This is a genomic window from Pseudoxanthomonas sp. (assembly GCF_002863005.1).
Lineage (GTDB): Bacteria > Pseudomonadota > Gammaproteobacteria > Xanthomonadales > Xanthomonadaceae > Pseudoxanthomonas_A.
On record NZ_PKDG01000013.1, the window covers coordinates 67174 to 79863 of the forward strand.

General features: G+C 67.9%; 11 protein-coding genes. 7 read left to right on the forward strand and 4 right to left on the reverse strand.

The genetic code is table 11. The features are described from left to right. Positions 1 to 16: 16 nt before the first annotated feature. Both rho and trxA read right to left on the reverse strand, forming a co-directional pair. Positions 17 to 1714: a transcription termination factor Rho gene (gene rho, locus CYU89_RS03980; RefSeq protein WP_296278923.1), complete on the reverse strand. Its 1698-nt coding sequence runs from the start codon at positions 1712 to 1714 to the stop codon at positions 17 to 19. A gap of 211 nt (positions 1715 to 1925) precedes the next feature. Continuing rightward, complete coding sequence (gene trxA, locus CYU89_RS03985; RefSeq protein WP_296278924.1) at positions 1926 to 2267, reverse strand: thioredoxin TrxA; 342 nt, start codon at positions 2265 to 2267, stop codon at positions 1926 to 1928. A 225-nt stretch (positions 2268 to 2492) separates the two neighbouring features. On the opposite strand from trxA, the gene rhlB reads away from it, so the two are divergent. The 5 genes from rhlB (at position 2493) to ung (ending at position 7487) form a co-directional block, all read left to right on the forward strand. Further along, positions 2493 to 4178: an ATP-dependent RNA helicase RhlB gene (gene rhlB, locus CYU89_RS03990; RefSeq protein WP_296278925.1), complete on the forward strand. Its 1686-nt coding sequence runs from the start codon at positions 2493 to 2495 to the stop codon at positions 4176 to 4178. Between the two features lie 103 nt (positions 4179 to 4281). Then, positions 4282 to 4968, forward strand: coding sequence for a cell division ATP-binding protein FtsE (gene ftsE, locus CYU89_RS03995; RefSeq protein ID WP_296278926.1), 687 nt, complete (start codon positions 4282 to 4284; stop codon positions 4966 to 4968). Then, positions 4965 to 5909: a permease-like cell division protein FtsX gene (gene ftsX, locus CYU89_RS04000; protein WP_296278927.1), complete on the forward strand. Its 945-nt coding sequence runs from the start codon at positions 4965 to 4967 to the stop codon at positions 5907 to 5909. Before ftsE ends, ftsX begins: the two co-directional genes overlap by 4 nt. Before the next feature lie 16 nt (positions 5910 to 5925). After that, positions 5926 to 6765, forward strand: a complete 840-nt coding sequence (locus tag CYU89_RS04005) for a response regulator (RefSeq protein ID WP_296278928.1) — start codon at positions 5926 to 5928, stop codon at positions 6763 to 6765. 14 nt (positions 6766 to 6779) lie between these two features. Continuing rightward, entirely contained in the window at positions 6780 to 7487 is a 708-nt protein-coding gene (ung, locus tag CYU89_RS04010; protein WP_296278929.1) for a uracil-DNA glycosylase, read from the forward strand. Between the two features lie 132 nt (positions 7488 to 7619). On the opposite strand, the gene CYU89_RS04015 is transcribed toward ung, so the two are convergent. Continuing rightward, a complete protein-coding gene (locus CYU89_RS04015; protein WP_296278930.1) occupies positions 7620 to 8180 on the reverse strand; it encodes a DUF2059 domain-containing protein in 561 nt (186 codons plus the stop codon). A gap of 123 nt (positions 8181 to 8303) precedes the next feature. On the opposite strand from CYU89_RS04015, the gene arfB reads away from it, so the two are divergent. After that, the gene (gene arfB / locus CYU89_RS04020; protein ID WP_296278931.1) at positions 8304 to 8738 is read left to right on the forward strand and encodes an alternative ribosome rescue aminoacyl-tRNA hydrolase ArfB; all 435 of its coding nucleotides are present in this window, start codon (positions 8304 to 8306) and stop codon (positions 8736 to 8738) included. A gap of 40 nt (positions 8739 to 8778) precedes the next feature. Beyond that, on the forward strand, positions 8779 to 9339 hold the full coding sequence (locus CYU89_RS04025; protein ID WP_296278996.1) for a lysophospholipid acyltransferase family protein: 561 nt from the start codon (positions 8779 to 8781) through the stop codon (positions 9337 to 9339). A 229-nt stretch (positions 9340 to 9568) separates the two neighbouring features. Here CYU89_RS04025 and CYU89_RS04030 read toward each other — a convergent pair whose 3' ends face one another. After that, positions 9569 to 12652 (reverse strand): TonB-dependent receptor, encoded by a 3084-nt coding sequence (locus CYU89_RS04030; protein WP_296278932.1) that lies wholly within the window; start codon positions 12650 to 12652, stop codon positions 9569 to 9571. Between the last annotated feature and the right edge of the window lie 38 nt (positions 12653 to 12690).

Below are 12690 nucleotides of genomic sequence, written 5' to 3' on the forward strand. Positions count from 1 at the left end.
TGGACGACGCGCCGGATCAGCGCTTCATCGAGCTGAAGAACTCATCGTTGGACTTGGTGTTCTTCATCTTGTCCAGCAGAAATTCCATCGCGGCGATCTCGTCCATCGGATGCAGCAGCTTGCGCAGGATCCAGATCTTCTGCAGCAGTTCCGGTTCGATCAGCAGGTCCTCGCGGCGCGTGCCGGAGCGGTTGATGTCGATGGCCGGATAGACGCGCTTCTCGGTGATGCGGCGGTTCAGGTGCACTTCGCTGTTGCCGGTGCCCTTGAACTCTTCGTAGATCACCTCGTCCATCTTGCTGCCCGTCTCGACCAGCGCGGTGGCGATGATGGTCAGCGAGCCGCCTTCCTCGACGTTGCGCGCGGCGCCGAAGAAGCGCTTCGGGCGGTGCAGGGCGTTGGCGTCCACGCCGCCGGTCAGCACCTTGCCGGAGCTGGGCACGACGTTGTTGTAGGCGCGGGCCAGGCGGGTGATCGAGTCCAGCATGATCACCACGTCCTTCTTGTGCTCGACCAGGCGCTTGGCGCGCTCGATCACCATCTCGGCGACCTGCACGTGGCGGGCGGCCGGTTCGTCGAAGGTCGAAGACACCACTTCGCCGCGCACGGTGCGCTGCATTTCGGTCACTTCTTCCGGACGCTCGTCCACCAGCAGCACGATCAGGTGCACGTCGGGGTGGTTGGTCGTGATGGCGGTGGCGATCTGCTGCATCATGATCGTCTTGCCGGCCTTGGGCGGCGACACGATCAGCGCGCGCTGGCCCTTGCCCTGCGGCGCCATCAGGTCGAGGATGCGGCCGGCGATGTCTTCCGACGACCCGTTGCCGCGCTCCAGCGTGAAGCGGCGGCGCGGAAACAGCGGGGTCAGGTTCTCGAACAGCACCTTGTTCTTCGACGCTTCCAGCGGTTCGCCGTTGATCGTGTCGATCGTCGACAGCGCGAAGTAGCGCTCACCGTCCTTCGGCCAGCGGATGCGGCCGGCCAGGTGGTCGCCGGTGCGCAGGTTGAAGCGGCGGATCTGGCTGGGGCTGATGTAGACGTCGTCCGGGCCGGCCAGGTAGCTGGCCTCGGCCGCGCGCAGGAAGCCGAAGCCGTCCGGCAGGATTTCCAGCACGCCGTCGGCGGCGACGCCTTCACCGTGGCGGGTCAGCACCTTCAGCAGGGCGAAGATGACGTCCTGCTTGCGGGCGCGGGCGACGCCTTCCTGGATGTTCAGTTGCTCGGCGATGTCCAGCAGCTTGGGCGCGGGCATGCGCTTGAGGTCGCCCAGCGAATACTGGGGGAAGCCTTCCGGCACGTTCGGCATCGCACGCGGCACGAACTGCTCCTGCCCCCCGCCATTGCCGTCCTGCGGCATGCCGTCATGGCCCTGGCGGTCGCGATTCCGCTCGCGGCGGTTGCGGAAGCGGTCGCGGCGGTTGTTGTTGAAGCGGTTGCCGTCGCGCTGCTCGCCGCCATCGTGCTGGCCGCCACCCTGCGCCTGCGGCGGGGCATCGCCCTGGCCGCCTCCGTCCTGGAACGGTGAGGGAGCAGGGGGCGCCGCGGGAGCGGGTGCGCGTTCGGCCGCGACCGGCGGCAGCGGGAGCGGCGGCGCCATCTCGGGCGCGCGCTCGGCCGGCGCTGCGGCGGTGTCGGCGGTCGGGGTCTTGGGGGCGCGGGTCTTGCGCACGCGCTTCTCGGCGGGAGCGCCGGTTTCGTTGCTGCTGTCGGACAAGTTGCGAATCCTCGCTAGGTGGCGAGCGCCGGCGTTGCGGCGGCGGGGTGAAGTGAAGAGTGGGTATTCAGATGGGTGCGGCGCGTCCCCTGCGCCGGATTTCGGGTCCGACACTATCACCGGCCCCGGAAGGCGGCAAGCGGTGGGCAGGCGTCGGGTTCAAGCGGATTCAGCCGGCGCCCCCGGCGGTGCGGGGGCGTGGCGGGGAGACTCAGGCGGCCTGGGTGCCCAGGGCCTTGTCGATCATCTGGGTCAGCTGGCCCTTGCCGACGGCGCCGATCTGGGTCGCCTGGATCTGGCCATCCTTGAACAGCAACAGCATCGGGATCGAGCGGACGTGGTACTTGATGGCGGTGGCGCGGTTCTCGTCCACGTTGACCTTGGCGACTTTCAGCTTGCCGTCATAGGTCTCGGCCAGTTCATCGAGGACCGGCGAGATCATCTTGCACGGGCCGCACCATTCGGCCCAGAAGTCCACCAGCACCGGCTCGCCGGACTGCAGCACGGCAGCATCGAAATCGGCATCGCCGACGTGGGTCACTTTGTCGCTCACGGGGATCTCCTGCGGGGTCCGCGGGCAGGCGCGGACGGGTTCGGGCCGGGACGGCCACCACGATTGGGGTAAACTGGGGCGTTCCGCGACCTTTTCATGGTAACCCAGGTGGTCGCGCAACCCGGCACAGGGGGCGCAGTGTGCGACGCCGGTCAGGCCGTTGCAAGCACACCCACCGCATTCATACGAGACGCGCGCGGAACACAGCGACGCAAAGAAGAAGGCATGAGCGACAAACCGTTAACCGATATAACTTTCTCTTCGTTCGACCTGCATCCGGCGCTGCTTGCCGGCCTGGAAGGCGCAGGTTTTTCCCGCTGCACGCCGATCCAGGCGATGACGCTGCCGGTCGCCCTTGCGGGCCGTGATGTCGCCGGGCAGGCGCAGACCGGCACCGGCAAGACGCTGGCCTTCCTCGTCGCCGTGATGAACCGCCTGCTGACGCGTCCGGCCCTGGCCGAACGCAAGCCCGAGGACCCGCGCGCGCTGATCCTGGCGCCGACCCGTGAGCTGGCCATCCAGATCCACAAGGACGCCGTGAAGTTCGGTGCCGACCTCGGACTGCGCTTCGCGCTGGTCTACGGCGGCGTGGACTACGACAAGCAGCGCGAGATCCTGCAGCAGGGCGTGGACGTCATCATCGCCACCCCGGGCCGCCTGATCGACTACGTCAAGCAGCACAAGGTGGTCAGTCTGCACGCCTGCGAGATGTGCGTGCTGGACGAAGCCGACCGCATGTTCGACCTCGGCTTCATCAAGGACATCCGCTTCCTGCTGCGCCGCATGCCGGAGCGCACCACGCGGCAGACGCTGCTGTTCTCGGCCACGCTGTCGCACCGCGTGCTGGAACTGGCCTACGAGCACATGAACGAGCCGGAGAAGCTCGTCGTGGAGACCGAATTCATCACCGCGGCCAAGGTGCGGCAGAAGCTGTACTACCCGGCCGACGAGGAGAAGATCCCGCTGCTGATCGGCCTGCTGTCGCGCAGCGAAGGCGCGCGCACGATGGTGTTCGTGAACACCAAGGCGTTCGTCGAGCGGGTGGCGCGCGCGCTGGAGCGTGCCGGCTACCGCGTCGGCGTGCTGTCGGGCGACGTACCGCAGAAGAAGCGCGAGTCGTTGCTGAAGCGTTTCCAGGCCGGCCAGCTGGAGCTGCTGGTGGCGACCGACGTGGCCGCGCGCGGCCTGCACATCGACGGCGTGTCGCACGTCTTCAACTACGACCTGCCGTTCGATGCCGAAGACTATGTCCACCGCATCGGCCGCACCGCGCGCCTGGGTGCGGAGGGCGACGCGATCAGCTTCGCCTGTGAGCGCTATGCGATGTCGCTGCCCGACATCGAGGCCTACATCGAGCAGAAGATCCCGTCCGAGCCGGTCACCGCCGAGCTGCTGACCGCGCTGCCGCGCCCGGAGCGTCCGAAGCCGGCCGCCGGCGAGGTCGACGAGGAAGAAGAGAGCATCGGGCAGATCTTCCGCGAAGCGCGCGAGCAGAAGGCCGCCGACGAAGAGCGCCGTGGCGGTGGCCGCAAGCCCGGTGGCTCCGGTGGCGCGGGCCGTCGTGAAGGCGGTCGCCGCGAAGGTCCGCGTTCGGCCGACGGCAAGCCGCGCCCGCCCCGTCCGCCGCGCGCCGCGCGTCCGGAGGGCGAAGCCGCGAAGCCGCCGGCGCCCCGGCCGGCGAACGACGCGGTCCGCACCGACGCCGTCGCGCTGCCGGAAGGCGAGCGCAAGCCACCGAGGAAGCGTCGTCGCCGTCGCCATGGCAAGCCGCTCGAGGGTGCGGAGGGCGCCGTGGCGAATGCCGCGCCGGTCGCCGCGACGCCGTCCGCCGCGCCGAAGCCGGTCGACGACAACGCAGGCTTCCTGACGAAGTTAGGGCGCAAGATCCGCTCGCTGGTCTCGGGCAACTGACCTGCGCCCTCATGGGTATCGAGAAGAAGCCGGGCACGTCCCGGCTTTTTCTTTGCGCATCGGCATCGCCAGCGTCTTGATCGGTCCGGCATAATCGACGCACATGAGCGTCCTTCGATTCGAAAACGTCAGCAAGCAGTACCCCGGTGGCCACGCGGCGCTGGAGGACGTCAGCTTCGAGGTGGCCGAAGGCGAGATGCTGTTCGTCACCGGCCATTCCGGCGCGGGCAAGAGCACGCTGCTGAAGTTGATCCACCTGAGCGAGCGGCCCAGCCGGGGGGCGGTCCTGTTCGCCGGCAAGAACCTGTTGAAGGTGCGCGGTGGCCGCATTCCGCTGCACCGTCGCGAGGTCGGCGCGGTCTACCAGGACCATCGCCTGCTCACCGACCGCACGGTGATGGAGAACGTATCGCTGCCGCTGATCCTGCGCGGCGACCGCCGCGGCGACATCGGCAAGCGCGTGCGCGAAGTGCTGGCGCGGCTGGGCCTGGGTCATCGCGAAAACGCGCTGCCCACGCAGTTGTCCGCCGGCGAGCAGCAGCGTGTCGGCATCGCGCGCGCCATCGTCGCCGAACCGCGCCTGCTGGTGGCGGACGAGCCGACCGGCAACCTCGATCCCACGCTGGCGGCGGAAATCATGTCGCTGTTCGCGTCCATGCCCGAGCGTGGCACCAGCGTGCTGGTCGTCAGCCACGACCTGTCGCTGCTCAAGCGCATGAAGAAGCGCGTGCTGATCCTCGACCACGGCAAGCTGGTCGACGACATTTCCCCCGCGGACCTGGCCGAATGAGCGACGCGAAGAACAGCCGGGCGCAGGCGCGCTCCGGGTTCGGCATCTGGCTGGACCAGCATCTCTACAGTTTCGTTTCCAGCCTTGGCCGCACCGTGCGTCGCCCCTGGGCGACGTTGCTGACGATCGGCGTGATGGCGGTGGCCTTCGTGCTGCCGCTGGGCCTGTGGCTGGCGTTGCAGAACGTGGGTCACTTCGCCGGTGACGTGCAGCAGTCGCGCGAGATCGATCTGTTCCTGGCCCCGGACACCCCGGTCGCGCGCGCGCAGGCGCTCGCGGAATCGCTGCGCGCCCGCGACGATGTCGCCCGCGTCGAGCTGCGCACCCCCGAGCAGGGCCTGGCGGAATTCCGCGAGCGCAGTGGCCTGGCCGATTCGCTGGCGCTGCTGGACGGCAATCCGCTGCCGAGCCTGCTGGTCGTGGTGCCCGAAGGCGACGAGGTGCGGCTCATCGCCGCGCTGGAAGCCCTGCCCGAAACCGATCTGCTGCAGCACGACGCCGCCTGGCGCGAACGCCTGGCCGGCTGGATGGGCTTCGGCAAGCGGCTGGTGTGGGTGCTGGCGTCCTTGTTCGGACTCGGCGCGCTGCTGGTGGTCGGCAACACCGTGCGGCTGGACATCCAGTCGCGGCGCGAGGAGATCGGCGTGCTGCAGTTGCTGGGTGCGAGCGACGGGTTCATCCGCCGTCCCTTCATCTACTTGGGCGCCTGGTACGGGCTGGCCGCCGGCGCACTGGCACTCGGTCTGCTGACGCTGGCGGCGTGGGCGTTGCGGGATCCGCTGGCCGCGCTGGCACGCAGCTATGGAAGCCCGTTCGTGCTCGCAGGACTGGATCCGGTCGGCGCGGCGATCGTGATGGGCGTGGCCACGGTGATCGGCTGGCTGGGCGCATGGCTGGTGACGGGGCACTTCTTGCGTCAGACTCGCCCGACCGCCACCTGACATCCCCCGCATCTTCATGGCCCAAGAGCTCCGGCATCTGATCAGCGACGCGCCCCGCGTGATGGTGGTGGACGGGTCGAAGCTGGTCCGCAAGCTGATCGCCGATGTCCTGCAACGCGAGTTGCCGGGCGTGCAGGTGATCGGCTGCGCGAGCATCGCCGAGGCGCGTTCCGCGCTGGCGGCGGGCGAGGTGCACCTGGTCACCACTGCCCTGGCCCTGCCGGATGGCGATGGCCTGGAGATCGCGCGCAGCGTGCGCGAGGCCGCGGGCCAGGCGTACGTGCCGGTCATCGTGGTGTCCGGCGATGCCCAGCAGCATCTCGAAGAACGCCGGTTCACCGAATTCGTCACCGACTATTTCGACAAGGCGCTTGGCCACGAGGCGCTGGCGGCCTTCATCCGCGGCTACGTGCAGCCCGAACCGGTGGTGGGCGCCACGATCCTCTACATCGAAGACAGTCGCGTCGTCGCCGAGACCACGCGGCGCATGCTGGAACGGCAGTCGCTCAACGTGGTGCATGTGATGAAGGCGGAAGACGCGTTCGCGCTGCTTACCGCCGAGTCACTGGGCCTGTCGACGCACAAGTTCGACCTGGTGCTGACCGACGTGATCCTGAAGGGCGAACTGAGCGGTCGCGACATCGTGCAGCGCATCCGCATCGACTTCGCCTACGGCAAGCGGCGCCTGCCGATCCTGGTGATGACCGGCGACAGCAATCGCGACAACCAGGCCGAGTTGCTGCAGGCCGGCGCCAACGACCTGGTGCTCAAGCCCATCGCCGAACGCCTGCTGGTGACCAAGGTGCTCTTCCAGCTGCGCCTGGCGCGCATGGACGAAACGCGCAGCCTGGTCTGAGCCACGCGACGCGCATGACCGACGACGACCGCATCAAGCTGGAACCTTCGTGGAAGGCGCGTATCGGCGACTGGCTGCAGCGGCCGGACATGCGCGACCTGTCGGCCTTCCTGCGCCAGCGCAAGTCGGCGGGTGCACGCATCTATCCGCCGGGGCCGCAGATCTTCGCGGCCTTCGATGCCACGCCGTTCGATGCCGTGAAGGTGGTGATCCTGGGGCAGGACCCTTACCACGGTCCGGGGCAGGCGCACGGGCTGTGCTTTTCGGTGCTGCCGGGCGTGCCGGTACCGCCGTCGCTGATGAACATCTACAAGGAAATCAACGCCGACCTCGGCATCGCGCCGCCGGATCACGGCTGCCTGCTGCCTTGGGCGCGGCAGGGCGTGCTGCTGCTGAATGCCGTGCTGACGGTCGAGGAAGGACGTGCCGGCGCACACCAAGGCAAGGGATGGGAAGGCTTCACCGACCATGCCATCGAAACCCTGGCGCGCGAACGCGAGGGGCTGGTCTTCCTGCTGTGGGGCAGCTACGCGCAGGCCAAGGGCAAGGTCATCGACACGCGCCGGCACCGCGTACTGCGCGCACCGCATCCGTCGCCGTTGTCGGCGCACCGGGGCTTCCTGGGGTGCGGGCATTTCTCCGCCACCAACCAGTACCTCGCACAACGCGGACAGGCGCCCATCGACTGGCGGTTGCCTCCGCGGGAAAAGCTGGTCCTCTAGCGTGCGCCGTGCGCACGAACCATGATCCATCCATTTGGGGTGTTGTGGGAGCGACGTAAGTCGCGATGAGGCATTACTGGCGAATCATCGCGACTTACGTCGCTCCCACAGCCGAGGATCTTGGGTCCGGCGTCAGCGCGTACGGCGACGCTTCTGCGGCGGTGAGACGGGCGGGGGCGGGGTGACCGGGATGTTCTTGATCTCGCCCTGAAGCTCTTCCAGCATCGGCACCATCTTCTGCTGCACGGCGGTCAGGATGTTCTGCATCAGGGCCGGATTCTTGTCGAGCATGCGCTTGCCGGCGGCGCTCTCGTAGAACTTGGTGATGGCGCGCACGTCCTCGCGCGTGTAGGTCTTCTTGTAGACGTCCAGGTAGACCGGCCGCATCTCTTCCCACGACAGCGCCTTTCGCACGATCTCCCGGGTCTTGGCCTGGATGCGCGCGACCTCGGCCTTCTGCTCTTCCGTCATCGCCTGACCGGCGAAGTGCTTGTCGAACTCCTGCTGCTGCACCGCCTCCATCTGGGGCACCACGCCCGCGAGCAGGCTTTCGGCACGCGAGGCCTTCAGCAGGCGATCGATGTCGGCATCGGAGGGCTCGGCCGCGAAGGCCGCACTTGCGCAGGCCAGGGCCGCGGTGGCGAGAAGCAGCAGGGAAAGACGGCGGGCCGCGGTCAGCGAGGCAGCGATCATGCGATGCGGTGGCGTGGAACGGGGCCACAGGGTGCCTGTCGACGGGTAAAACTGCCGTTAACGGGCGGCCATCCTGCGGCAGCACGCTACGAACCGTCGCCCATCCTGACTACAATCCGCCGCATGGGGAGCACCGCACTCGAGATCACGCCGACACTGGCGATTCCGGACGACGAACTGGTCGAACGTTTCGTGCGGGCGAGCGGTGCCGGCGGGCAGAACGTCAACAAGGTCGCCACGGCGGTGGAGCTGCGCTTCGACGTGGCGGGGTCGCCATCGCTGCCGGATGTGCTGCGGGAGCGCCTGCTGGCCAGGCGCGACCGCCGCCTGACCGACGAGGGCGTGCTGGTGATCGATGCGCAGCGGTTCCGCACGCAGGACCGCAACCGCCAGGACGCGCGCGAGCGCCTGGCGGCGATCATCGCCGCCGCGCTGGTGGTGCCGAAGACGCGCGTCGCCACCAAGCCGTCGCGTGCGGCGAAGGCGCGGCGCCTGGACGCCAAGCGCGAGCGCAGCCAGGTCAAGCGCGGCCGTTCGCAGAAGAACCAATGGGAGTAACCGTTTGAGCCACGACATCGTTCCGCGCATCCCGCCCAACATGCCGCAGGTACCGCCCAACCGGTTCACCCGCTGGATGGGGCGGACGTTCCTGCGGATGTTCGGCTGGAAGATCGTGGGCACGCTGCCGGACATCCCCAAGCTGGTGATGATCGTCGCCCCGCATTCGTCCAACTGGGACGGCATCTGGGGCATGGCGGCGAAGATCGCCATGGGCTTCCAAGTGCGCGTGCTGGGCAAGGCGCAGCTGTTCTGGTGGCCGCTGTCGCCGCTGTTGCGCAAGCTGGGCGTGGTACCGGTGGATCGCAGCTCGCCGCAGGGCACCGTCGAACAGGCGGTGCGGATGATCCGCCAGTCCGACCGGATGTGGTTCGCGCTGACGCCCGAAGGCACGCGCAAGCGCGTGGACAAGTGGAAGGGCGGGTTCCTGAAGATCGCGCAGCAGGCGCAGGTGCCGATCCTGATGGCCTACTTCCACTACCCCGACAAGGTGGTCGGCATCGGCGATGTCTACTACCCCACGGGCGACATGGAGACCGACATGGCCGCGATCCGCGCGTGGTACCAGCCGTGGCAGGGCAAGAATCGCGGGACGGTATGAGGCGCGCGGTGATGGGCCTGATCGCCGGCGTGTCGCACGCAAGACGCCAGGTCCAGGCCTGACCAGCCTTCGCCGGTTGAATGCCGCCGGGATGATGAAGCAACGTCGTCCCCGCGTGCGCTGGGATGACGGGGTGAGGTGCCACGTCGGCTGCGTCGTCAGGGATTTCCACCTGCAAGTAAAAGGCCCACCTTGCGGTGGGCCTTTTCGCTGATGCGGCGGAACAGGCTTACAGCGCTTCGCCGCCCAGTTTCCACGTGACCTGCAGGTAGTAGCTGCGGCCCATGGAATCGAACCACGAGGTGTCGTAGTACGGATAGTTCGCCCAGGTCGCATCCTTCGGCGGCATCTTGTCCATCAGGTTGTTGATGCTCAGCGACAGGCGCAGGTGGTCGGTGATGTCGTAGCGCGCGCCCGCGTTGAAACGCCAGGTGGAACCGGTCCAGGCATCGTTGTTGTAGTTCGCCACCCGCCCCAGGTAATTGCCGAACAGGCTCACGCCCAGGTTGTCCCGATCCCAGCTGGCACCCAGGTTGCCCTTATGGCGAGGCAGGGTGGTGGCGCTGAAGCTGAGGTCCAGCATGTCCTCTTCGGGATCGCCGGGATACTGCTGGCGCGTGTGCGTGTCCGTCCACGTATAGGTGCCGGTGAAGCGGAAGTCACCGGCGCTGGCGGTCTGCAGCCGGTAGTTGGCGGTCAGGTCGACGCCCGTGGTTTCCTCGTTGGCGATGTTGATCGGTGCGAAGCGGACGCTGGTGATGTTGCCGTCCGCATCGCGGATGACGCGGGCGATGGCATCCACGCAGGTCGGCGAGTTGATGTCGACGGGGTCGCCGTTCTCGTTGGTGCCGAGGCGACAGTTGGCCTCGTCGATGCGCAGCTGCTCGCGGCTCTGGCTCTGCACCTGGTTCTCCACGCGGATCTTGTAGTAGTCCAGCGCCAGGTCGAAGTTGGCGAAGGGCGACCACACGATGCCCGCCGAGAACGACTTGCTGGTCTCGACGTCCAGGTCCATGTTGCCGGTGTACACGTCGAACGTGTTGATGTCCCACGTGCCGTCGTCGTAGCAGTCGGCATCGCTGAAGGTGGGTTCATCGGTGCGGCACTGGTAGTAGTCGGTCGACAAGGTGCGGTAGTAGTCGTCGCCGGCGAACAGGTAGTGCATGTCGGGCGCACGGAAGCCGGTGCCGTAGGAGCCGCGCACCAGCAGCGTGTCGACGGGGCGCCATTCCAGGCCCGCGCTGTAGGTGAACTTGCCCGGGTTCTTGTCGCCGTACTCGTAGCGGTCGTAGCGGCCGGCCAGGCTGGCCTGCAGCGAGGACAGCAGCGGCAGGCGGAACTCGCCGGCCACGCTCCAACGGTCGCGGTCGCCGCTGCCGTCGCCATAGCGCGGGCCGTAGTAGGCGTCGGCGGTCAGGGCGAGCGGATCGGGGTTGATCTCGTACGACTGCTGGCCGTACTCGATCGCGCCCGCGAAGCCGACATCGCCGGCCGGCATGGTGAACAGCGCCGGCGTATCGACGGTGAAGCTGAGGTTGTCGTTGTCGGCCTTGGGGCGGAACGTGGACATCGCGGCGATCGATGCGAACTCGGCCTGCGTCAGCGGCGTGAACAGGCGGTCCGGATCCGGACTGAAGATCGCATAGCCATCCGCGTCATAGCCCTGCTGTTCGCCCAGGAACAGGCGGTTGGCGGCCGCGGCCCGGATGCGGGGCATGCCCACGTCGGCCTTGTACTGCGAGTGGTTGTAGGCGGCTTCCCAGTTCCAGTTGTCGCCGAACGCGCCCTGCAGGCCCGTGGTCACCGCGAACGTCTTCTGGGTGGTGACGTTCATGCGGTTGCGCAGGCCGCCGATTTCCTCGGGCGTGAACTGGCGCGACCAGATTTCGTAGTGGCCGGTCACCGCGTTGTAGAAGATCTTGTCGTTGTTGTCGGTGGAGTTGGGGTCGTGGAACTCCCAGCCCATGACATCGCTGACCACGTCGTTGCCGTTGGTGCCGGTCAGCAGCCGCACTTCCTGGCGCCCGAGCTGGACATCGGCGAACCAGGACAGGCTGTCCGAGAAGCGGTATTCGAACGAACCGTACGCGGTGAAGCCCTTGCGCTCGTTCTGGATCGTGCGATACGCGATGGCGCGCTCGCTGCCGCAGTAAGGTTCGCCGAAGCGGTCTTCCGCCAGCACGGTGGTGCCGTCGTTCAGGCCCGCCATCGCTGCGCAATCGTCGTCGGGGGCGATGTTGACGTCGTCGTCCCAGTCGTAGCGCTGGGCGGTCAGGCGCGGCAGCTGGTGGCGGGTGGTCGGCGCGTCGAGGGTCGAATCCTGGTTCTTGCGCTCGTAGCCCCACAGCGGGCGCTTGTCGAGCAACTCCAGGCCGACGATGCCGCTGAAGGCATCGCGTTCGAAGCCGGACGTCACGGTCAGCCGGTGCGATTCGCCGCCGCCGCGCTCGGTGTTGCCGTAGCGGTAGTCGAGGATGGTGCCGTCGGTGGACTTCTTGAGGATGAAGTTGATGACGCCGGCCATGGCGTCGGAGCCGTAGACCGCCGATGCGCTGCCGGTCAGCACTTCGATGCGGTCGATCATGCCGAGCGGAATGTTGCCGATGTCGGTGAAGTTGCTGCGGCCGTTGAGCGGCAGCGGGAAGTCCGCCGTGCGGCGGCCGTTGATCAGCACCAGCGTGTGGTTGGGTCCCAACCCGCGCAGGTCGACCGCCTGTGCACCTGGCGTCGACTGGGCGCTGGTGGTGTTCTGCTGTCCCTGCACGCTGCCGCTGTTCTGGCTGAGCGAGCGCAGCACGTCGGGCACGGAGGTGAAGCCGGCCGCCTGGATCTGTTCGGCGGTCACCACCGTGATCGGTGCCGGGCCTTCGATCTGCGCGCGCGGGATGCGCGAGCCGGTGACCTGCAGCGTTTCCAGCTGGGTCACGGGTTCTTCGGCCTGGGCGGCACCGCCCCCGGGAGGCGCCTCCTGGGGCGCGGGACGCGGCGCCGGTGCGCGCCGCGGCGTGGCCTCCGCCTGCACGATGAGCACGGCGCCGGACGCGTCGCGCCTGGCCTGGAAACCGCTGCCCTGCAGCAGGCGGTCGAGGGCCTGGTCGGTGGTGGCGGCGCCCTGCACCCCGCGGGTGCGCCGTCCCTTCAGCTGGTCGGCGCGATAGACCAGCTGCGTGCCCGACTGCTTGGCCAGCGTGTTGAGCGCCGTCGTCAGTTCGCCCGCAGGCAGGTCGATGCGGCCCGGGGCCGCCTGGGCCTGCGCAGCGAGCGCCACGCTACAGGCCGTACTCAACAACAGGACGCGCATCGGATACCGCATCGACTCTCTCCCCGGGGTGCTCGGTATGGCACCTATTG